A 21,106-nucleotide genomic window follows, 5' to 3' on the forward strand; every position below is an offset into this window, starting at 1 on the left:
GATGGAGCCGGCCCGGCGCGTGGCAAACGCCAATACGGCACCGCTGCTCGCATCCGCACGCGCCGGCGGCCGCACCGTCGCGGTAGGCGACCATGGCGTCATCCTGCTGTCCGACGACGGCATCCGCTTCCGCCAGGCGAAGTCGGTGCCGGTGCGCACGCTGCTGACTTCGGTCCAGTTCGTCGATGCGCGGCGCGGCTATGCCGCGGGCCACGATGGCGTGGTGCTCGGCACGCAGGACGGCGGAGAGACCTGGGCCTTGCTGCGCAGCGAACCCGGCGTGGAGCAGCCCATCCTCGCCCTCCACTTCGACATGCCGGAACACGGCTTCGGCGTGGGCCTGTATGGCTGGGCGATCGAGACCCGCGACGCAGGCCGGACCTGGACCGAGCGGCGGATCGAGGCCGGCGAGAACGCTGACCGCCACCTGCTGCACCTGTTCGCCTCCGGCCGCGGCACGCTGTTCATCACCGGCGAGGCCGGCACCATCATGCGCTCTGCCGACCGGGGCAAGTCGTGGCAGGCGGTGTCCGGCGCGGACAAGGGTTCGCTCTGGTACGGGCGGGCGCTGTCCGACGGCACGCTGCTGGTCTGTGGCATGCGCGGCCACCTCTACCGCAGCAGCGACGACGGCAGGACGTGGCAGGCGGTTGCTTCGCAGACCACGCAATCGCTGACCGGCATCACGGAACTTGCCGACGGCAGCGTCGTCGTGGTTGGCATGGGAGGGACCGTGCTCGACAGCCACGACAAGGGCAAAACCTTCGCGGCCACGCAACGCCCGGACCAGGAATCGCTCACCGCGGTGCTCGCGGACGGCGCGCGGCCGCTGCTGCTGTCGATGGCGGGGCTGCTGCCAGTCGCGGGTCCCGGCAGGCGCTAGCGGCTGGCGGGCACCCCCTACGAAAACGGCAATTCCATGCGTCGCTCAGGAGCCTGAGCGGCATGGCTTTCATCACCCTGAATTCTTCAAGCAACGCCAAACAACTCTCAAGGAGACAACCATGGCAAAGCACCCCGTCGTCGTCTACGGCGCAAGCGGCTATACCGGCATGCTGATCATGGACTGGCTGATCGACCAGAATATCCCGTTTACAGCGGTCGCACGTAACGCTGGCCGTGCCAGGGAAATGATGGCGCAGCGCGTCGTCCGGCTCGAGTCCGCCGAGTATGAATTGATCGAGGCGGATCATGATGTGGACGCGCTCGTGAAGGCCTTCAGCGGCGCGAAGGTGGTATGCAATACCGTGGGACCGTTCTCCACGGTCGGGCTGGTCGGTGTCGAAGCCGCGCTGAAGGCCGGCTGCCACTACCTCGACACCACCGGCGAGCAGCCCCACATCCGCAAGGTGCGAGACCAGTTCGGCGATCTGTTCCGGCAGGCCGGACTGCTGGTGTCGCCTTCCAATGCGTACATGTACACGTTCGCCGAGATCGCGGCCGAACTGGCGCTCGAGACCCACGGCGTCGATGCGCTGGAGACCGCCACGTTGACGCGCGGTCCGCGCGGAGCCAGTGCCGGCATCAGCGTGGGCTCGACCGCGACGATCTTCGAAGGCTATCGCCACGAATCCTGCTACCTGTGGGAAAAGCGGCTGACGCCGCACGCACCGCATGCGTCGTTCAATGTCGTCGATCCCGCTTTCATGCAACCGGTGTTCTGCCTGCCCTGGGGCGGCACGTCGTTGCCCGTCTACTTCGAGCAGGACCCGCGCGTGCGCAGCTGCATCTCCAGTGTGGGCTTCTACGACAACAATGCGATGCAGATGGTTCATGCGCTGGGCCAGAAATGGGATGCCGAGTACAAGGACTTGCCGCGCGAGCAGCAGGACGCGGTGCTGAAGCAGATCGTCGATTCAACCACGCCTGCGATGCCGCCGCGCGAGCGCACCACGGTGCAGCGCACGGTTGACTTTGCCATCGGCCGCGGCCAGCTCGCCTCGGTGCGGGCGACCGTGCACGGGACCACGCCGTACATCGCCACCGGTGCGATCCACGCGGCCGGCGTCATCAAGCTGCTCGACGGCGACACCGCCAGGGTCGGCTTTGCCTCCGGCTCGAAGGCGTTCGGGCACCGTTACCTGCTCGGCTTCCTGGAGCAGCGGAGCCTGGCGCGCGCGACGGTGTCGCACCTGTAACAGCCATGCCGCGCGTGCCCGGGGCAAGCGCGGCGAGCTGGCCACGCCGCAGTTTCTGAGGAATAAATGAAATGGCAGTGATCGATTTTTTTGACCGAGGGTGGCGCATCAACCCTCACGGCATCGCCTACATCCAGGATGAGCGCCGGTTCTCGTTCCGGGAGATCGGCGAGTTGTCGTGCCGCATCGCCAACGGGCTGATCGACGCGGGGTTCGGCAAGGAGACGAAGGCCGCCGTGTGGGCGGACAACGACGTCCGCGCCTGGAGTTGTGCACTGGGAACGTGGCGCGCCGGGATGGTGTACATCCCGGTCAACGGACGCAACGTACCTGCCGAGAACCAGTACATACTCGATGCATTCGACTGTGAGGTGCTCTTCTTCCAGCAGGTCTTCGCGCCGGTGATCGAAGCGCTGCGCGCCAGCCTGCCCAAGGTCAGGCTCTGGGTATGCGTGGATGCGGACCTGCCGTGGGCGCCGTCGCTCGCGACCTGGAGCGCGGGCCAGTCCGCCAATGCACCGCGGATCGAATACCAGATGGACGACGTGGTGACGTTGTCGGCGACCGGCGGTACGACAGGAAAGCCCAAGGGCGTGATGAACACGCACCGCGCCTATCAGGTCTACTTCGCGCAGTTCATGATGGCGTTCCCCTACGGGACCGAGCGGCCGGTAAACCTGGCCGCCGCGCCGATGACCCACACAGCCGGCATGCTCTCGCTGCCCTGCACGGCGCGAGGCGGCACCGTGGTGGTCGTCACCAAGCCGGATCCGGCATCCGTGCTCGGCGCGATTGCGATGCACCGGGTCACGGAGTTCTTCCTGCCGCCGACGGTCATCTATCGCCTGCTCGACATCCCCGGCATCGAGAAGCAGGATTTTTCGTCGCTCAAATGCTTTCTCTATGGCGCCGCGCCGATGGCTGTCGAGAAGCTCAAGCGCGCGATCGAGGTGTTCGGGCCAGTGATGGCCGGCGGCTACGGCCAGACCGAGGCGCCGGCATCGATTTCCTACCTGACCCCGGCCGAGCACTTTGTCGGCGGAAAGCTGGCTTCCGACGAGCGTCTGTCCTCTGTCGGCCGTCCCAATCCACTGATCCGCGTCGAGATCCTGAACGCGCACGGCGAAGTGCTGCCGTCCGGCGAAAGCGGCGAGATCTGCGTGCGAGGCGACCTTGTCATGAAAGGCTACTACAAGGCTCCCGAGAAGACCGCCGAGACCATCATCGACGGCTGGCTGCATACCGGCGACATCGGGCACCTCGATGATGATGGCTACCTGCACATTACCGACCGCAAGAAGGACATGATCATCAGCGGCGGGTTCAACGTCTACCCGAGCGAAGTGGAGCAGGTGATCTGGGGGCATCCGGCGGTGCAGGACTGCGCGGTGATCGGCGTGCCGGACGACACCTGGGGCGAGGCGGTGAAGGCAGTCGTGGAGCTCAATGCGGGCCACGACGTCAGCGCCGACGAGCTGCTCGCGCTCTGCAAGCAGAAGCTCGGGTCGGTCAAGGCGCCCAAGAGCATTGACTTCGTCGCCGCGCTGCCGCGCAGCTCGGTCGGCAAGGTATTGAAAAAAGACCTGCGCGAGCAGTACTGGCAGGGCCTGCAACGCAAGATCTGACCCTGACCAACCTGGACCGGGAAGCCCCGGAAAAGACATAACATGAGCAACATCTACATTGCTGGTATCGCCATGACCGTGTTCGGTCGGCACTTCGAGCGCAGCATCGACGATCTCGCGGGAGAAGCGCTGCGCGGGGCGCTGCAAGACGCCGGTTGCGGCACCAGCGCCATCGGCGCGGCTTTCTATGCCGGCATCACCAATGGCGCGCTGCAGGGGCAGGCTTCGATCCCGGGCCAGGTCGTGTTCAGCAAGATCGGCATCGATGGCATTCCGGTATTCAACGTCGAGAATGCCTGCGCCTCCGGCAGCACCGCCGTCCACCTGGCGGTGCAGCAGCTCAGGGCGGGCGCCTGCGACGTCGCGCTGGCGCTTGGCGCGGAGAAGATGAACGTCGCGGACAAGGCGAAATCGTTCGCGCTGTTCGAGGCCGGATGGGACGTGTCCCGCGTGGACGAGAATTTCGCCACGCTGGCGCGACTGGGTGACGGCATCGTGCTGCCGCCCGGGTCGGAATCCGACCGGCCGTACAGCCGCTTCATGAAGATCTATGCCGCGATGTGCCGGCACCACATGAAGACGTACGGCACGACACAGCGGCAGATCGCCGCGGTGTCCGCCAAGAACCACCAGCACTCGGTGCACAATCCGCACTCGCAGTTCCGGCAGGCGTTCACCGTCGACGAGGTGCTCGCCGCACCGCCGATCACCTACCCGATCACGCTGCCGATGTGCGCGCCCATCTCGGACGGAGCGGCTGCCGCCATCCTCTGCACCGAAGAAGGCCTCAAGCGCATCGGCGCCGATCGCAGCCGCTGCATCCGCATCGCCGCCAGCGTGATCCGCAGCTTCACGCACCGCAGCGTCGACGAGCCGCACCGGGGCATCGGCCGCCTCGCCGCGCTGCAGGCATACGAGCAGGCAGGGCTCGGCCCGCAAGACATGGATGTCGCCGAGGTCCACGACGCCTCCGCGATGGGCGAAATCATCCAGGCCGAAAACCTCGGGCTGGTGCCGTTCGGCGAAGGCGGGCCGGCGGCCGAGCGCGGCGACTTCACGCTAGGCGGGCGCATCCCGATCAACACCTCCGGCGGTCTCGAATCCAAGGGGCATCCGCTGGGCGCAACGGGTATCGGCCAGCTCTATGAGCTGGTGACCCAACTGCGCGGCGAAGCCGGTGTGCGCCAGGTGGCAGGGGCGCGCCATGCGATCCAGGAGAACGGCGGCGGGTTGCAGGGGGTCGAAGAAGCTGCGCTGGCGGTTCATATCCTGAGCAAACCGTGAAGGGGACAGAGATGGCCGGCAGTACTGGGAACACGTATCGCCCGCTTGGCGGGTGGGTGGAAATGCCGGAGGCGCCGCAACCTGAGCTGGAATGTGACGTCAGCGCGGACGTGATTATTGTCGGCGCTGGCCTTGCCGGGCTGTCCACAGCCTTGGAACTGGCCGCGCGGGGGGCGAAGGTGGTCGTTCTCGAGCGCGAGTTCGCCGGCTTCGGCGCCAGCGGACGCAACGCCGGCTACCTCGCCGGCGGGCAGGGGCTTGAGTACGACCTGTTCCTGAAGCGCGTCGGGCGCGAGCAGGCGCGCGGTATCGTCGGGTTCTACGATGCGGGGGTCGGCTACGTGGAGGGCAAGCTCCGCGATTACGGGATCGATTGCGACTACAACGCCTCGGGCATCATCCGCGCCGCCGTGCATCCGTCGCAGGAGAAAAAGCTGCGCAAGGGCATGCAGGTTGGCATCGAGCTGGGGTCGCCCGCGGAATTCCTGGACCAGGCGGCAATGCGGGCACGCGGCATCCCGCCGGCGTTCCTGTTTGGCGCCTACTCCGCGGGTGGCGGCACCCTGGATCCCGGCAAGTATGTGATGGGACTGAGGCGCGCGGCGCTGCGGGCCGGCGTCAGGATCTATGAGAACACCGCGCTGCAATCCTGGATCGAAGGCCCCGTCGTCAAGGCGCTGACCGCGCGCGGCAGCGCCAGCGCGCCGTTCCTGGTGCTGGCCACCAACGCCTATACGCCGCAGCTCGGCCTGCTGCGCAACAAGGTGATGCCGCTGCGGGTCTCGGCGATCGAGACCGAGCCACTGTCCGCCAGGCAGCTGGCATCGCTGGGGTGGGCGCGGCGCGAAGGCATCGTGACCTCGCACTGGACGATGGAAAGCCACCGCCTGACGGCGCGCGACACGCTGGTGCTGACCACGAAGCGGCTGCACTATGTCTATGGCCGCCAGACCCCGAATGTGCCCGACACGTCGGCCTACCGGCAACTGGCGCAGGGATTGCACGAGCGCTTCCCGACCCTTGATGGGGTTGCGATCCGCGCAAGCTGGAGCGGCTATATCAGCTTTGCCTATGATGCGCTGCCGGTGGTCGGCGAGGCCGGCGCCCAGCGGAACATCCTCTATGCGGCAGGCTGTTCCGGGCATGGCGTCGGCACCCAGTCGCTGATGGGACGGCTGCTTGCCGAACGGATCGGCGGCACCGAGCCCCCGCTGCTATCGACGTTGCGGCACGAGACACCGTCGACGCTGCCCGAACCGCTGCAGTGGTGCGTGGTCAACTCCGCGCTTGGCGTGGCGAATGCGATGGACGACAGGGTGAACCGCAAGGCGCGCTCGGCGGCACGCCGCTGAAATGCAGGGCCAGGCGCTTTGAGGGGCGTCCGCTATAATGTTGTCCGCCCTGGGCGGCGTTGGCGCGATTGCTTCCACGGGGCAAACCAGTCCTGACTCAAAGCGAATAACGATGACAGTGCCAAAGGAATCACGGGCGGAATCACGGGCCGAGCCACGGACCAGAAAGCGGCGCGCAACGAGCGCGGCATCCGCCGGAGCGGACCCCGACAGCCTGCGGGCGCAGGGCGTGCGCACGCGCAATGCCATTGTCCGTGTCGCACGCAAGCTGCTGCTCGAAGGCGGCAGCCTGGAATTCTCGCTGCGCGCGGTCGCGCTCGGCGCGGGCATCAGCATCAGCAATCTCCAGTACTACTTCCCCACGCGGCAGGCCGTCTTGCGGGCGGTCATGGCGCCGATCATCGACGCTTACCTAGATGACCTCAAGCGTGCACTGGACAACAGCGTTTCTCCGCGCGAGTCGCTCGACTCGCTGCTGCAGAAGGTGCTCAGCGACGCCCGGAATTCCAAGGATTCGGCGCTGTGGTGGCACTTCGTCTCGCTGACGTCAACCGATCCCGAATGTGCCCGGATGTACGACGAGTGGTATGACACGCTGACGCGTGGCATCGCCGAACTGGTGCGCGCGGTGAATCCGGAACGCAAGCGTGCCGAGAGCCTGCAGACAGCTTCGCTGCTGATCGCCATGGCGGACGGGCTTGCACTGCAGCTCGGCACGGGGCGGCGCCGACGCGAAATCCCGGCCGGCGTCGACGCGGCATTCCTGGTTGCCGTCAGGCAGCTGGTGCTGGGACAGGCTGACCTGGCCAAAGAGACCGACTAGCTGCTGGTGCTTGCGGTGGCGTGAGAAGGCAGGGAATACCCTGTCTTTTTTTTCGCCCCTATGTTTGTCAATATGACCTATCTTTTGTGCTGTGTACTAGTAAATGACAGATGACCGGCGCGATGGCCGGTCACAGTTCCAACGAGGAGGCGAGGCTCAAATGATCCGTTTGCACAAGTCCGTATCGCTGCCGCTGGTCGGCATCACAGGTTTCGAGACGCCGCTGAGCGAAGAGGAGAACGCGATCCAGCAGACCGTCCATCGGTTTGCGCGTGACGTGCTACGCCCGGTCGGCCGCGAGCTCGACCGCATGACGCCTGAGGAGGTGATCGCACCGGGATCCCCATACTGGGCGGCAATGATGGAGAGCGCGAAGCTCGGGCTGGATCCGCAGCTGATCGCGCAGTTCCCGCCTGAGGTGGCGGTTCGCATCGAATCGATCATCGGGGAAGAACTCGGCTGGGGCGATTCGGGCCTGGCCGTTTCGATCGGCGCCGCGACCATGCCATCGATGATGGCGCAGGCGGTCGGCGACCAGGAACTCATCGAGATGTGCGCGGGCAAGCTCGGCTGCTGGATGAACACGCAGCCCGACCGGGGCTCCGACGCCGCGATCCTGTACCGCGCGGAGCTGAGCGCCGCCGGCAGGCAGCCGGTCGGCAACGTCACCGCGAAGGTCGGCGCCGACGAGATCGTCATCAACGGCCAAAGCTCGGCATGGGTGTCGAACGGGTCCGTCGCGCAGGTCGCGCTGGCCTACATGGCGGCGGACTATGGCGATGGCTTCCACGGCTCGGGCGAGCACGGCGCGTTTACCAACGGCATCGGCCTGATCCTGCCGCTCGACCTGCCGGGTATCTCGCGCGGCAAGCCGCTGGACAAGATCGGCCAGCGCACGCTTCCCCAGGGTGAGATCTATTTCGACAACGTCAGGGTGCCGCGGCGCTTCGCCATCGCGCAGCAGGACGACTATCTCGGCAACCTCGCCTCGACCTGGTCGTATGCCGGCACCCACATGTGCCAGGTCTTCGTCGGCGCGGCGCGCGCGGCCTTCGAGCTGGCACTGGGTTATTGCCACGAGCGCAAGCAGGGCGGGGCGCTGCTGATGGAGCACCAGATGACGCAGCTGCGCGTGGGCGAGATGCTGCGGCGGCTGGAGATGGCGCGCGCCATTGCCCGCCGCAGCCTCGCCTTCTCGCGCATGTCGCCGCAGAGCCATCCGTATGCCACGGCGCAGGCCAAGGTCAGCGTGACCGAGGAGGCGATGAAGATCGTGCACGAGGCGTTCCAGCTCTTCGGCGGCAACGGCACCACGCGTGAGTTCCCGATCGAGAAGCTGTTCCGCGATGTCCGCTCCGCGCTGATCGAAGACGGCGAGAACTATGTCCTCACGTCGCGCCTGGGCGTGCTGGCCGGGCTGCTCTACCAGGAAGGATGGGCGCGCGAGTGAGCGCCGCCGTTTTCCGGAAGCAGTCATGAGTTCACAACCCTGCGCAACTGGCAACGCACGGAGGCGAGAGCCGTCTTCGGGAGAACTGCTGCATTTCATCCGGGCAGCGGTGGCGCGACTGCGCCTTGACGCCGCGGATGGCACCGCGATCGAACGGCGCCTTGCCGAACTGCTGCGTCACGCGCTGGCGAGGGGATCGTCGTTCGATATCGCGCTGGTGCTGGGCAGTGCCGCCGAGCTGATGCTGTTTCCGGAGCAGGACATCCTGGATCAATGCACGGCCGCCGTGCAGCAGGCCAATCAGCAGACGCTGCGCGGGCTGGTCTGGGCCGTGCGGCACAGGAGCATGCGAGGTGGGCGCGGCGTGCGCCGGTTCGCGGTCGATCTGCAATGAGCAACATGAAACAACAGAGCACCATGGGAAAGATCTTGTCCCCCGATAAATCCATCAACAGGCAGCGAAGGCAACTGCTGAAGATCGCCGGCGCATCGACCGCCGTGGGCACCATGGGCCTGGGCCCCGGGCTGGCCACGGCTGCCAGGCCGGACGACGGCGTGCTGGACATCGCCATCGTCGGCGCCGGCCTGGCGGGCCTGACCGCGGCACGCGACCTGCGCCAGGCAGGCTGCGAGTCCTTCGTCGTGCTGGAAGCGCGTAACCGCGTGGGCGGGCGCACGCTCAACTACGACGTCGGTTCGGGTCAGGTCTCGGAAGTGGGAGGGCAGTGGATCGGCCCCGGCCAGACCGCCGTGGTGGATCTGGCGCGCGAACTCGATGTCGGCACGTTCCCGAGCTACTACGAGGGCAAGACGGTCATCCTCGGCGGCGACGGCCGGCTGGCGATTGACCTGAAGGGGACGTTCGGCAGCGACGAGGCGATTGGTGCCAGGCTCAGCCAACTGTCGCGCGACGTGCCGTCTGGCGCGCCGTGGAAGTCTCCGAAGGTAGCGGAACTGGACAAGCTGTCGGTCGGCGACTGGCTGGCGCGGCAGAACATCAAGCCCGAGGAACGGACGGGGTGGAATGCGAGCGTCGCGCTGTCCGGCGGCGTGATGCCGGCCAAGATGGGACTGCTGCATTTCCTGTCGATGATCAATTCGGCCGCGTGCGACTACATGCAGCTCGACAGCATCAAGCACAGCGCACAGGAAACGCGTTTCATCGGCGGCTCGCAGGTCCTCAGCAACAGGATGGCGCAGCCGCTTGGCAAGAAGCTGCGGCTCTCGTGCCCGGTGCGCCGGATCTCGGACTGGGACCGCGAGGTCGTCACGCTGCACACCGACCAGGGCGAAGTGCGCGCGCGCCACGTCATCATGGCCATCCATCCGGCCCTGTGCGATCGCGTGCGGTTCGATCCGCCGCTGCCGGCCAGGCGTGCCGCGCTGCAACGCGCCTGGCCAGCCCATTCCCCCGCGCGCAAGACGGCCATGGTCTATCGCCGCCCGTTCTGGCGCGACAAGGGCCTGAACGGACATATCTTCCAGGTCGACGGGCCTGTCCTGTGGGCCTTCGACAACTCGCCTCCCGGTGGCGAGATCGGCGTCATCAACGCCTTTATCTCGAACGCGCTGGTCCCGTCGGATCACCAGGCAGCACAGCGGTTCATGGCGGAGATTTATGCGCAGGCCTTCGGCCGCGAGGCGTTGTCCCCGGTGTCGTACCACGACCACGACTGGGGCCGCGCCGACCCCTGGACCATCACCTGTGTCTCCGCAATTCCGCCGGGCTTCTGGAGCAGCCACGGCGAGGCGCTGCGCCAGCCCTGCGGCAAACTGATCTGGTCCGGGACCGAGACGGCCGAGATCTGGGCCGGCTACATGGACGGCGCCGTGCGCTCGGGCCACCAGGCCGCGCTGCAGGTGCTCAACGGCCTGCGTCGCGATTAGGAGGCAACCGATGAAGAAACGTTACCTGCTGGGCGTTCCGGCGCTCGCGGTCGCAGGGCTGCTCGCCGGGTTCGGCCCCGAACTTCTCGGCCTCTATCGCCTCGACCGCTATGTCTCGGCGTCGGCCGCCAGCCATGACGCGAACGGCGGCGCATGGCCGCGCGTGACCGACGCCTGCATCGGCTGCCACGGCACCAACGGCAACTCGCTGCACCAGGGCTACCCCAGCCTGGCCGGCCAGCCGGCGCCGTACGTGGCGGCCCAGTTGCGCAAGTTCGCCAGCGGCGACCGGGCGAATCCGACCATGAGCCCGATGGCCATGACCATGAGCGAAACGGAGATCAATCATCTGGCGGAACACTTCGCCAGGCAGCCGGCCCAGGACAACTGGTCGTTCGAGCCGGATGCCGGATTGCTGGAGAAGGGAAAGCAGCTGGTGGTGTCCGGCGGTTGCGTGGCGTGTCACGGAAGCAGGCTGATGGGACACGATGCGTTTCCGCGCCTTGCCGGGCAGGGCTATGACTATCTGCTGGCGCAGTTCGACGCGTATGCCGCCGGTGCGCGCAGCGAGCCGACCGGCATGATGAAAACCATTGCCGCGACCGCCTCGCCAGAGGACCGCAAGGCGATGGCAACCTACCTCGCCAGCCTTGCCCCGCGAAAAGAATGATGAATCCAACCCTGCCGTTCGAGCCTTGGGAGTCGTGATGGACCGCAACCTTTATCTACTTTGTCTTGCCATGTTCGTTCTCGTGGTGACTTCATTGATCCACGGCCTGAAGTTCCTCAGGAAAGGCAGCTATCTGCTCGGTTTTGAATGGCTGATCGTGACCTTCTCAGCCTCGAATTTCCTGCTATTCGCCCTGGGCGGCGTACAGTTCTCCTATCAGATCTCGTACTTTTGCGACGCGTTTTCCAGGGGCTTCGGCATCCCGGTGATTGCCGTGGCAGGACTGATGGCCGTTACGCATCGCTACAAGCCTTCCATCCTGATGGATATCGTGTTTTTCGCCGGCGCGATCGCGGCGACGATCATACTTGTGGCCGTCGATGCCGTGGCACAGCCCAGGCCGTATTTCTACGTGGTGGCGTGGTCGGGCTTTTCGGTCTACCTGGCTTGGTTCGCTTGGAAGTTACTCAGTGCCGGGGAGGGCCGGCACGCATTCGGCGTGTTCGTGGTCCTCGTGACCACGCAGGCCATCGCCTGTGTTTACGACTTCTACAAGATCCCGGGCGACGACGAGCAGCACCTCATTTTCTTCACGCTTGCTTGCCTGACGTGGTCGCTCATGTGCGTGGAGATGTACTACGCCTACTGTGCACTGGAGCGCGCAGAGAAAAACCAGGCATCGCTGGCGCCCATGCCGGCGCTCCGATGAGCCGGACGGACGTATGAGCAACGATTTTTCAGCGTTCTCCGGCACGCGTCCCGTGACGAATGCCATCGGCTTTGACTCCACCGCGCTTGAGGCCTGGATGGCCGGGCATGTCGAAGACTTTACCGGCCCGCTAACCGTCGAGCAGTTCAACGGGGGACAGTCCAATCCCACGTTCAAGCTGGCCACGCCACGCCACGCCTACGTCATGCGTGCCAAGCCCGGTCCACAGGCGAGGCTGCTGCCGTCGGCGCACGCCATCGAGCGTGAATTCCGCGTGATGGCGGCGCTTGCGGGTACCGACGTGCCAGTGGCGAGGATGTACGCCATGTGCGAGGACGAGACGGTGATCGGCCGGGCCTTCTACATCATGGAGTACGTCGAAGGGCGCGTGCTGTGGGATCCGGCGCTGCCGGGCATGGGCCACGCTGAGCGCGCCGCCATCTACGGCGAGATGAACCGCGTCATCGCGGCGCTGCACAGCGTCGACTACAAGGCCGTTGGCCTCGGCGAGTTTGGCAAGCCGGGCAGCTATTTCTCGCGCCAGATCGAACGGTGGAGCAAGCAATACAGGCTTTCCGAGACCGAATCCATTCCGGCGATGGATGCGCTCATTGAATGCTTGCCGGAGCGCATACCGCACGAAACGCAGGAGCAGGTCTGCATCGTGCATGGCGACTACCGGCTCGACAACCTCATCTTCCATCCCACCGAGCCCCGTGTACTCGCGGCGCTCGACTGGGAGCTGTCGACGCTTGGCCATCCGATGGCGGACTTCAGCTACCACTGCCTGAGCTGGCACGTCGCCCCCGGCCCGCTGCGCGGCATGGCGGGCGCCAACCCCGCCGGCCTTGGCATCCCGGACGAAGCGGCGTATCGCCGCGCCTACGAGCAACGCACCGGGCGCAGGATCGCCGGCGACTGGAATTTCTACCTCGCCTTCAGCATGTTCCGGATCGCAGGGATCCTGCAGGGGATCCTGAAGCGGGCCGCGGACGGCACGGCGTCATCGGCGCGGGCGCTCGAGGCGGGCAAGCTCGCCCGTCCGATGGCCGCGATGGCCTGGAAGTACCTGCAGCGCTGAAGCGGCTCCGTTTTGCCAAACACACCTGGATCAACCCGTTCATGAGCAATGCAATTTCGACCCCGCCGGGTCACCCCTGCTTTCCTGAAGCCCTCGATTTCACCGGCAAGACCGTGCTGGTGGTTGGGGGGTCCAGCGGCATCGGCAACGGCATCGCGCAGGCATTCCGGCAGCTCGGTGCCGAGGTACATGCCTGGGGCACCCGCGCCAGCGCGTCCGACTACAGCATCGACGAAGGCTCCGACCTTGCCGGCCTGCACTATGCGCAGGTGGACGTTTCCGACCGGGTGGCCGTCGACGCCGTGCAACCCGCCTTTGATCGCCTGGATGCGCTGGTGCTTGCGCAAGGCATCATCCTTTACAAGCGCGCCGAATTCGAAATGGCGACCTTCGAGGAGGTGCTGCGTGTCAACCTGTCGAGCGTGATGGCCTGCGCGGTCAAGTTCCGACCGCTGCTTCGCGACAGCGGCGGCGCGTTGATCACGTTGAGCTCGATCGCGGGCTTCCGTTCCGTGCGCGGGAATCCTGCCTATGCCGCATCCAAATCTGGCGTGGTGGGGCTGACCCGCACGTTGGGAGAAGCCTGGGCGCCGGATGGCATCCGCGTCAACGGCATCGCCCCGGGGCTGGTGGATACCAAGCTCACGAAAGTCACTACCAGTTCGCCGGCGCGGCTCGACGCAACCCTCTCCCGCTTGCCCCTTGGGCGAATGGGCCTGCCGCACGAGGTCGCCGGTGCGGCGCTATTCCTGGCGTCGCCGCTGGCGTCCTACATGGTGGGGCAGACCCTGGTCGTCGACGGCGGCCTGACGCTGGCCTGACCGAGTTTAGTCATGACCTGCTGGATATATTGATATGCAAATTGGTATCCCGTTGGAAACGCGGGCCGGCGAAACTCGCGTCGCCGCCACGCCCGAGACGGTCAGGAAGTACATCGCCCAGGGCCACAAGGTCATCGTCCAGGCCGGCGCCGGCGTTCGTGCCAGCCAGCCTGACGGCGCGTATGAGGCGGTGGGCGCCACCATCGGCACCGCTGTCGAAGCGCTGGGCGCACAGTTGGTGCTCAAGGTGCGCGCGCCGGACGACGCGGAACTGGCACAGATGAAGCCGGGGACCGTACTGGTGGGCATGCTCAATCCCTTCGATGCCGAGAACAACGCGCGCATGGCTGCGGCCAGCGTGACTGCCTTCGCGCTCGAGGCCGCACCGCGTACCACGCGCGCGCAGAGCATGGACGTGCTGTCGTCGCAGGCCAACATCGCCGGCTACAAGGCCGTGCTGGTGGCCGCGCACCACTACCAGCGCTTCATGCCGATGCTGATGACCGCCGCCGGCACCGTCAAGGCCGCGCGCGTGCTGATCCTGGGCGCCGGCGTCGCCGGCCTGCAGGCAATCGCCACGGCCAAGCGCCTGGGCGCGGTGATCGAGGCCTCCGATGTGCGCCCCGCGGTCAAGGAGCAGATCGAATCGCTCGGCGCCAAATTCCTCGACGTGCCGTTCCTCACCGATGAAGAGCGCGAGATCGCCCAGGGCGTGGGCGGCTATGCCCGCCCGATGCCGCCGGACTGGATGAAGCGCCAGGCCGAGCTGGTGCACCAGCGCGCGACCCAGGCCGACATCGTCATCACCACCGCGCTGATCCCGGGCCGCAAGGCGCCGGTGCTGCTGCAGGAAGCGACCGTGGCGCAGATGAAGCCGGGCTCGGTGGTGGTGGACCTGGCCGCCGCGCAGGGCGGCAACTGCCCGCTGACGGTGGCCGACGAAGTGGTCGAGCGCCATGGCGTCACCCTCATCGGCCACACCAACCTGGCCAGCATGGTGGCGGCCGACGCCTCGGCGCTCTATGCCCGCAACGTGCTGGATTTCCTCAAGCTGGTCGTCGACAAGGATGGCCAGTTCACGCTCAACCTCGAAGACGACATCGTCGCCGCCTGCCTGGTGGCGGGACGCAGGGAAGCGGCGCTGGCCGGATGATTCAAGGAGAAATCAATGGAAATGGTTAGCCACACGGTGATCAACCTGATCATCTTTGTCCTGGCGATCTACGTGGGCTACCACGTGGTCTGGACAGTCACGCCAGCCCTGCATACGCCGCTGATGGCGGTAACCAACGCGATCTCGGCCATCATCATCGTCGGCGCGATGCTCGCCGCGGGCCTGACCGAAGGCGTCACGGGCCGCATCATGGGCACGCTGGCGGTGGCGCTGGCCGCTGTCAACGTGTTCGGCGGCTTCCTGGTCACCCAGCGCATGCTGGAAATGTTCAAGAAGAAAGAGCCGAAGGCCAAAGCGCCCGAAGCCAAGCAGGCACTGGCCGGGGAGGGCGCGTAATGGCAGCCGGACTCGTCAGCATGAACCTCGTCACCATGCTCTACCTGGTGGCCTCGGTCTGCTTTATCCAGGCGCTCAAGGGCCTGTCGCACCCGGCCTCGGCGCGCAAAGGCAATGCCTTCGGCATGATCGGCATGGCCATCGCGGTGGTCACCACGCTGGTGCTGATCGTCAAGCTGAAGAATGAATTCCTCGCGGCGGGCACGGCCCAGTCGTCGGTGGGCACTGGCCTGGCGCTGATCTTCGCGGCGCTGGTGGTCGGCGGCGGCATCGGCGCCTACGTCGCGCGCAAGGTGCAGATGACGAAGATGCCGGAACTGGTCGCGGCGATGCACTCGCTGATCGGCCTGGCCGCGGTGTTCATCGCGGTGGCGGCGGTGGCCGAGCCGGCGGCGTTCGGCATCAGCCCGGCCGGCTCGCACCTGATCCCGCTGGGCAACCGCATCGAGCTCTTTATCGGCTGCTTCGTCGGCGCGATCACGTTCTCGGGCTCGGTGATCGCCTTCGGCAAGCTGGCGGGGCGCTACAAGTTCCGCCTGTTCCAGGGCGCGCCGGTGGTGTTTGCCGGCCAGCACATGCTGAACCTGGCGCTGGCGGTGGCCATGGTCGGCTTCGGCATCGCCTTCTTCATGACGCAGGAGTGGCTGCCGTTCCTGGTGATGCTGGCGATCGCCTTCGTGCTGGGCGTGCTGATCATCATCCCGATCGGCGGCGCCGACATGCCGGTGGTGGTGTCGATGCTGAACTCGTACTCGGGCTGGGCGGCCGCCGGCATCGGCTTCTCGCTGAACAACCCGATGCTGATCATCGCCGGCTCGCTGGTGGGCTCCAGCGGTGCGATCCTCTCGTACATCATGTGCAAGGCGATGAACCGCTCGTTCTTCAACGTGATCCTGGGCGGCTTCGGCGGCGACGCCGCGGCGGCCATGGCGGGCGGCGCGCAGGCGCAGCGCAACGTCAAGTCGGGCTCGGCGGACGACGCCGCCTTCCTGATGGGCAACGCCGAGACCGTGATCATCGTGCCCGGCTACGGCCTGGCGGTGGCACGGGCCCAGCACGCGCTGAAGGAGCTGACCGAGAAGCTGTCCGAGAAGGGCGTGACCGTGAAGTACGCGATCCACCCGGTGGCGGGCCGCATGCCGGGCCACATGAACGTACTGCTGGCCGAGGCCGAGGTGCCGTACGACCAGGTCTTCGAGATGGAAGACATCAACAGCGAGTTCGGGCAGGCCGACGTGGTGCTGGTGCTGGGCGCCAACGACGTGGTCAACCCGGCGGCGAAGACCGATCCCAAGTCGCCGATCGCCGGGATGCCGATCCTGGAGGCGTACAAGGCCAAGACCATCATCGTCAACAAGCGCTCGATGGCCGCCGGCTATGCCGGCCTGGACAACGAGCTGTTCTACATGGACAAGACCATGATGGTGTTCGGCGACGCCAAGAAGGTGGTCGAGGACATGTTCAAGGCGGTTGAGTGATTTTTATTTTTGTGCGGCCAACTGCCAGGTGTGTACGGCCGCTTTGCCGATACCGTTGGCCGTAAGTTGGGTGTGAGCGAGCGGCGGTAAAGAAGCCACGACCGAAGTCGTGGTCGAACGTGAAGGCAAGAGTATTGTCGAATTCGGCGGACCCATCGTCGCGCGGGGGCGCTTCGCCGGAAGGGGACCGTGAGCGCCTCCATTTGCGACTCAAGCTTCCGACGCACCGCCGGCATAAGTAAATGCCGAGGCTCTGAAGGGTGGATGCACAGTGAATTGGCTGCAATCAGCTAGCTTTGATCAGTTTACATTGCCTGACCATTCTTGATTCCATCTGTGCTTGCAGTCCCGGCTGCGACGCGATCGTCGATCAATGGTTAGGCACGTGCAACTCTACCTCGACACTGGAGCTTGCTTGATTGCTGGCAGTTCGCTCCGCGGTATGCAGTGCGATGGGGATGTCGGTAACGATACATTTTGATGCAGAGATGTAACTTTTTGACAGCATTTGGTTTAATAATCAAAAAGATACCAAAACTTTCTGGGCGATTGGGTAGAAAGAACCTTTTTAAAGGCTACCTCTCCTCATTTTGTTAGGTTTTGCCCTGAAGCCCGCTTGCTGCGGGCTTTTTTGTTTTCTGCTGGCGTTCACGGGGTATTTGCACGCTCTCGTATGCGGGTAAGCGCCGCAAAAAGCTGGCATGCGTCGATCATCGGGTCTTCTCGATGAGGGAACGCCGGCTATTGGATAGGGGGCCCTTCTGGTGTAGCGGAGAAGTGGTGCTGCAGAATCTGCCACGCCCCCAGCCGCCTTGTCAGTACCCACGTCGTCCGTAGTGCCGAGGCGGTTTCGCGCCCGTCGGCGAGCACAAAGTGGAAGTTGGCGTGCCCCTGCGCCAGCAGCGTGTCCGCGCCAAGCTCGACCAGAGTTTGATCGACCAGGGACATCGATGCCGAGCGCAACGTCCCGGCGTACGAGGCGAAGTATCCCTGGATTGCCGCTTGGCCCACGGCGTGGCCAGGGCGGCCCCCGAAGAACAAGGCTTCGGGCGCGTACAGCGCGGTCAGCGCGTCGGAATTCCATGTCAGCGCGGCGGCGTTCCAGCGGCGCTCGACGTCTTGCAGGGCGGCCTGCGCTCGCGAGGCGTTCTCGCATGTGGCTTGGTGTTCGGTCATGATTGCCATGTCATTGCCTGGCGCTCCCCGGGCGTTCCCATCCATGCCTTCCTTGTTGGCTTTGCAGCAATGCTACGACGATGACGGTCGCCAGTTCAACCGAAAAGGCGGGGCGTTCCGTACCTTGGAACGCCGCAGCACCGGCGCCCGCACCCGCAGTCTGGATGCGACCGGCTCCAGTAAGGCGGGTAGGCATGAGGAAGGCAGCAAGTCAGGAGTTATTCACATGAACTTACTGCATCGGGCTCATGAAATTTACCTAACGTTTGTCAGGATAACGGGCGCGCCGGTTTGACGGCGGTGCTTGCCGAGATGTTTCAAAGTACGGGAGAGTTGGCGCAAAACCATTGGTCATCTGCCGCAGCTGCGGCATAGTGAATGTGTGCGTGCCGGAAACGGCATCTGTTGTCTCCATGCTCGCGTCCGAGCGAGCTTATGCCCCGACCGGCTTGCCGCGGGGCTTCCTTTTTTGCGCCATTGGCGCCACGTTCGACCAAAGGCCTTTCCCCCATGCTGCGCATGACGTCCGCTGCCAGGTGATGCCGGGTCTTAGCGTTCGCCGGGTCGCATGTCCGCCAGGATCGACGCAATGTTCCCCACGTTCTCCAGGTCCCGCACCGCATCGATGACGCGATCGATCTTGGCCTCGGGGATGGCGTCCCGCGCGTTGTCGCGGAACTTCTGCACCAACTCTTCCGTGCTCATATGGCTGGCCGGGTCGGGGGACGGACTTCCCTTCGGATAGCGCCGCTCGCCGACAAAGGTCTGGCCGCGCGCCGACACCTCGATCTTCGCCGGCCGGCTGGCTGCGTGGCCGGTCAGAAGCGCCACATAGTCGGGGTGTACCGCGTGCTCGACCTTATCCATCAGACGCATCACGGATTCGCCGAACACCAGTTCGGGCTCCTGCCAGGCCTTGCCCGGCGGCACACGATGCGCACCCAGTGCGATGCCGTGCGCGATGCTGAACTGTGCGTCGTGCACATGCCGGATCTCACGGTTGAGCCAAACGGGCTGCTCGACAAATCCCTCGACCCAGACCCTGATGCCATCGATCTCGTCCGGCCGCAGTTCGTTCTGGTCGACGATCTCGTTGAGGCTGTCCAGCAGCGCATGCAGGATGCGGCAGTGCGGGTAGGGCTTGTAGGCCTGTTCGGTGGGGAACTGCCAGTCGGTGCCGAGTGCCGCGAGGATGCGATCCGGTTCCCAGCGCGTAGTGCCGATAAAGCGCGGGAAACCATATTCGCGGTCATCAAGTATCTGGAGGTCGCCACGGTGGCCGAACTCGGCCATGTGCGCGGCGGCCATCGCCGCCTGCGTCAGCGCGCCGGCAAGCAGGTACTTGATGGTGGAGCTGGGCGCATGCTGGAACCAGGCGACCTGCGAGTTCACCGGGCTGATGCTGCCTGCAATCCCCAGCGCATGCGCTGTCGTCTCCGCGCCCAGTCCCTTCAGCTTGGCGACGGCCGCGGTCGCGCCGAAGACGGTGCTGCTGTAGCCATAGATCTTCGGTGGCGAGACCTTGCCGTCCTTGGTGTCGCGCAGGTAGTCCATGGCCTTGCCGAGCCGATACGACATCTCATGCGAGACCGCCAGCGCGGCAATCAGGTCCTGGCCGGACCGGCCCATGGCTTCGCCGACCGCCAGCGCGCCGGGCAGGACATAGGGCGTCACATGGCCCGGCGGCACCACCGCATCCATGTCGAGGGCGTTGATCAGCTCGCCGTTGGCAAAGGCCGCGCCGACGACCGACACCCGCTGGTCGGTGCCGATGATGGTGGCGTCGCCCGCGGCGCCGCCCATCAGTGCGCCGTAGTCGATCCCGATCTTGCCCTTGGGCTGGTCGACGGCGGCCAGCGCGCATCCCAGCGAATCGAGCACGATGCGCTTGCATTCGTCCACGACCGCCGGCGGCAGCGTGTCGTAGGTGCTTTGCTGTGTAAAGCCGGCCAGTTGCTCGACGATGGTTGTTGCCATTGCATTCTCTCCAGGTAAGGTGTCGCGCCCCTGCAGCAGGGGCTGGCAGGGGAGTTCGGCTTGTCGTCCGACTTACTCCTTCGGAATGCCCAGGTCCGCCACGACCTTGATATTGCGCTGCAGATCCTGACGCAAAAACTCGGTGAATTCCTCCGGGGACATGTTGCCGGCTTCGGCGCTGTCCTTGCGGAACCGCTCGCGCACGGCGTCGCTAGCCTGCGCCGCCTTCAATGCCTTCGCCAGCCGCATGACGACCGGCGTTGGCGTACCGGCCGGCGCCGTCAGGCCCATATAGACGTAGAAGCTGTAGTTGGGCAGGCCTTGTTCGGCCAGTGTCGGAATATCGGGAAATGCCGGCAGGCGCTTGGGGGAGGAGACCGCGAACGCGCGCAGCTTGCCGTCCTGGACGTATGGGCCCGACGAGTTGGCGCCGTCAAAGATCATGTTGACGCGGCCGCCAAGCACATCCGGCATGGCGCCGGCGTTGCCCTTGTAGGGCACGTGAAGCATCTTGATGCCGGCCTGGTGCACGAACAGCGCGGCGGCCATATGGGTACTGGTGCCGATGCCCGCGGTGGCATAGGACATCGAGCCCGGGCTGGCTTTCGCATGCGCGATCAACTGGGGCAGGGTCTTGTCCGGCTGGGCGGAGAAGCCCACCATGATCAGCGGGGCCTTGTTCATCATGCCAATGCCGGTGAAGTCCCGTGCCAGGTCATAGCCCGGCTCCAGCTTGGTGGCCTGCGCCAGCGCCAGGGTGTTGGCGGTGGCGAGGATGGTGTAGCCATCCGGCTTCTGGGCTTTCACATAGCGGATGCCAAGCATTCCGGCGGCCCCCGCCATGTTTTCCACGACCACAGGCTGGCCGAGGTTGTCGGCCATCTGCTGCGCCACGGCGCGGGTCGTGACGTCGAGCAGCGCTCCCGGCGCCGAGTTGACGATGATCCGCACAGGCCTGGCCGGATAGGCGTCCACAGCCAATGTCGGCCCTGCCAGCGACATGATGATCGCGCCGCACAGGTGATGAAGGGAATGGGTCATTGCTGTGGCCTCCTGTTTCGTTATCTTTGTTGGCAGCCCTGCGTGAAGGGTGCAGGTATGCATGCATGGTGGGAATGCGAGGCA

At 65.5% G+C, this 21,106-nt stretch carries 19 protein-coding genes; 16 read left to right on the top strand and 3 right to left on the bottom strand.

Annotated elements, in window-relative coordinates:
- Positions 1-19: 19 nt before the first annotated feature.
- The 16 genes from AC3WLF_RS08085 (at position 20) to AC3WLF_RS08160 (ending at position 16,828) form a co-directional block, all read left to right on the top strand.
- Positions 20-883 carry a WD40/YVTN/BNR-like repeat-containing protein gene (locus AC3WLF_RS08085; protein ID WP_492358050.1) on the top strand — a complete coding sequence of 288 codons (864 nt, stop codon included), beginning with the start codon at positions 20-22 and terminating at the stop codon, positions 881-883.
- A gap of 121 nt (positions 884-1,004) precedes the next feature.
- Positions 1,005-2,138, top strand: a complete 1,134-nt coding sequence (locus AC3WLF_RS08090) for a saccharopine dehydrogenase family protein (protein ID WP_492358051.1) — start codon at positions 1,005-1,007, stop codon at positions 2,136-2,138.
- A gap of 71 nt (positions 2,139-2,209) precedes the next feature.
- A complete protein-coding gene (locus tag AC3WLF_RS08095) occupies positions 2,210-3,763 on the top strand; it encodes an AMP-binding protein (protein WP_492358052.1) in 1,554 nt (517 codons plus the stop codon).
- A gap of 42 nt (positions 3,764-3,805) precedes the next feature.
- Positions 3,806-5,047, top strand: a complete 1,242-nt coding sequence (locus tag AC3WLF_RS08100) for a thiolase family protein (RefSeq protein ID WP_492358053.1) — start codon at positions 3,806-3,808, stop codon at positions 5,045-5,047.
- 11 nt (positions 5,048-5,058) lie between these two features.
- The gene (locus AC3WLF_RS08105; RefSeq protein ID WP_492358054.1) at positions 5,059-6,399 is read left to right on the top strand and encodes an NAD(P)/FAD-dependent oxidoreductase; all 1,341 of its coding nucleotides are present in this window, start codon (positions 5,059-5,061) and stop codon (positions 6,397-6,399) included.
- Positions 6,400-6,511: 112 nt separating this feature from the next.
- Positions 6,512-7,222 carry a TetR/AcrR family transcriptional regulator gene (locus AC3WLF_RS08110; RefSeq protein WP_492358098.1) on the top strand — a complete coding sequence of 237 codons (711 nt, stop codon included), beginning with the start codon at positions 6,512-6,514 and terminating at the stop codon, positions 7,220-7,222.
- Between the two features lie 160 nt (positions 7,223-7,382).
- Positions 7,383-8,672: an acyl-CoA dehydrogenase family protein gene (locus tag AC3WLF_RS08115; RefSeq protein ID WP_492358055.1), complete on the top strand. Its 1,290-nt coding sequence runs from the start codon at positions 7,383-7,385 to the stop codon at positions 8,670-8,672.
- A 25-nt stretch (positions 8,673-8,697) separates the two neighbouring features.
- The gene (locus AC3WLF_RS08120) at positions 8,698-9,066 is read left to right on the top strand and encodes a hypothetical protein (protein ID WP_492358056.1); all 369 of its coding nucleotides are present in this window, start codon (positions 8,698-8,700) and stop codon (positions 9,064-9,066) included.
- A gap of 23 nt (positions 9,067-9,089) precedes the next feature.
- On the top strand, positions 9,090-10,559 hold the full coding sequence (locus tag AC3WLF_RS08125) for a flavin monoamine oxidase family protein (RefSeq protein ID WP_492358057.1): 1,470 nt from the start codon (positions 9,090-9,092) through the stop codon (positions 10,557-10,559).
- 10 nt (positions 10,560-10,569) lie between these two features.
- On the top strand, positions 10,570-11,229 hold the full coding sequence (locus AC3WLF_RS08130) for a c-type cytochrome (protein ID WP_492358058.1): 660 nt from the start codon (positions 10,570-10,572) through the stop codon (positions 11,227-11,229).
- A gap of 37 nt (positions 11,230-11,266) precedes the next feature.
- Positions 11,267-11,938, top strand: a complete 672-nt coding sequence (locus AC3WLF_RS08135; protein WP_492358059.1) for a hypothetical protein — start codon at positions 11,267-11,269, stop codon at positions 11,936-11,938.
- A gap of 13 nt (positions 11,939-11,951) precedes the next feature.
- The gene (locus AC3WLF_RS08140; protein WP_492358060.1) at positions 11,952-13,019 is read left to right on the top strand and encodes a phosphotransferase; all 1,068 of its coding nucleotides are present in this window, start codon (positions 11,952-11,954) and stop codon (positions 13,017-13,019) included.
- A gap of 41 nt (positions 13,020-13,060) precedes the next feature.
- A complete protein-coding gene (locus AC3WLF_RS08145; RefSeq protein ID WP_492358061.1) occupies positions 13,061-13,840 on the top strand; it encodes an SDR family NAD(P)-dependent oxidoreductase in 780 nt (259 codons plus the stop codon).
- Positions 13,841-13,874: 34 nt separating this feature from the next.
- A complete protein-coding gene (locus tag AC3WLF_RS08150) occupies positions 13,875-14,993 on the top strand; it encodes a Re/Si-specific NAD(P)(+) transhydrogenase subunit alpha (protein WP_492358062.1) in 1,119 nt (372 codons plus the stop codon).
- Positions 14,994-15,008: 15 nt separating this feature from the next.
- Positions 15,009-15,350 (top strand): NAD(P) transhydrogenase subunit alpha part 2, encoded by a 342-nt coding sequence (locus AC3WLF_RS08155; RefSeq protein ID WP_492358063.1) that lies wholly within the window; start codon positions 15,009-15,011, stop codon positions 15,348-15,350.
- Between the two features lie 20 nt (positions 15,351-15,370).
- Positions 15,371-16,828: an NAD(P)(+) transhydrogenase (Re/Si-specific) subunit beta gene (locus AC3WLF_RS08160; protein ID WP_492358064.1), complete on the top strand. Its 1,458-nt coding sequence runs from the start codon at positions 15,371-15,373 to the stop codon at positions 16,826-16,828.
- A gap of 741 nt (positions 16,829-17,569) precedes the next feature.
- Here the strand turns inward: AC3WLF_RS08160 and AC3WLF_RS08165 are convergent.
- From AC3WLF_RS08165 to AC3WLF_RS08175, 3 genes are all read right to left on the bottom strand, one after another.
- Positions 17,570-18,013 carry a YybH family protein gene (locus tag AC3WLF_RS08165; protein ID WP_492318974.1) on the bottom strand — a complete coding sequence of 148 codons (444 nt, stop codon included), beginning with the start codon at positions 18,011-18,013 and terminating at the stop codon, positions 17,570-17,572.
- Positions 18,014-18,553: 540 nt separating this feature from the next.
- On the bottom strand, positions 18,554-19,981 hold the full coding sequence (locus AC3WLF_RS08170; RefSeq protein WP_492358065.1) for an MmgE/PrpD family protein: 1,428 nt from the start codon (positions 19,979-19,981) through the stop codon (positions 18,554-18,556).
- A 72-nt stretch (positions 19,982-20,053) separates the two neighbouring features.
- Positions 20,054-21,022 carry a Bug family tripartite tricarboxylate transporter substrate binding protein gene (locus tag AC3WLF_RS08175; protein WP_492355859.1) on the bottom strand — a complete coding sequence of 323 codons (969 nt, stop codon included), beginning with the start codon at positions 21,020-21,022 and terminating at the stop codon, positions 20,054-20,056.
- Positions 21,023-21,106: the final 84 nt, after the last annotated feature.

The organism is Cupriavidus sp. FW306-01-F10A (genome assembly GCF_058782785.1).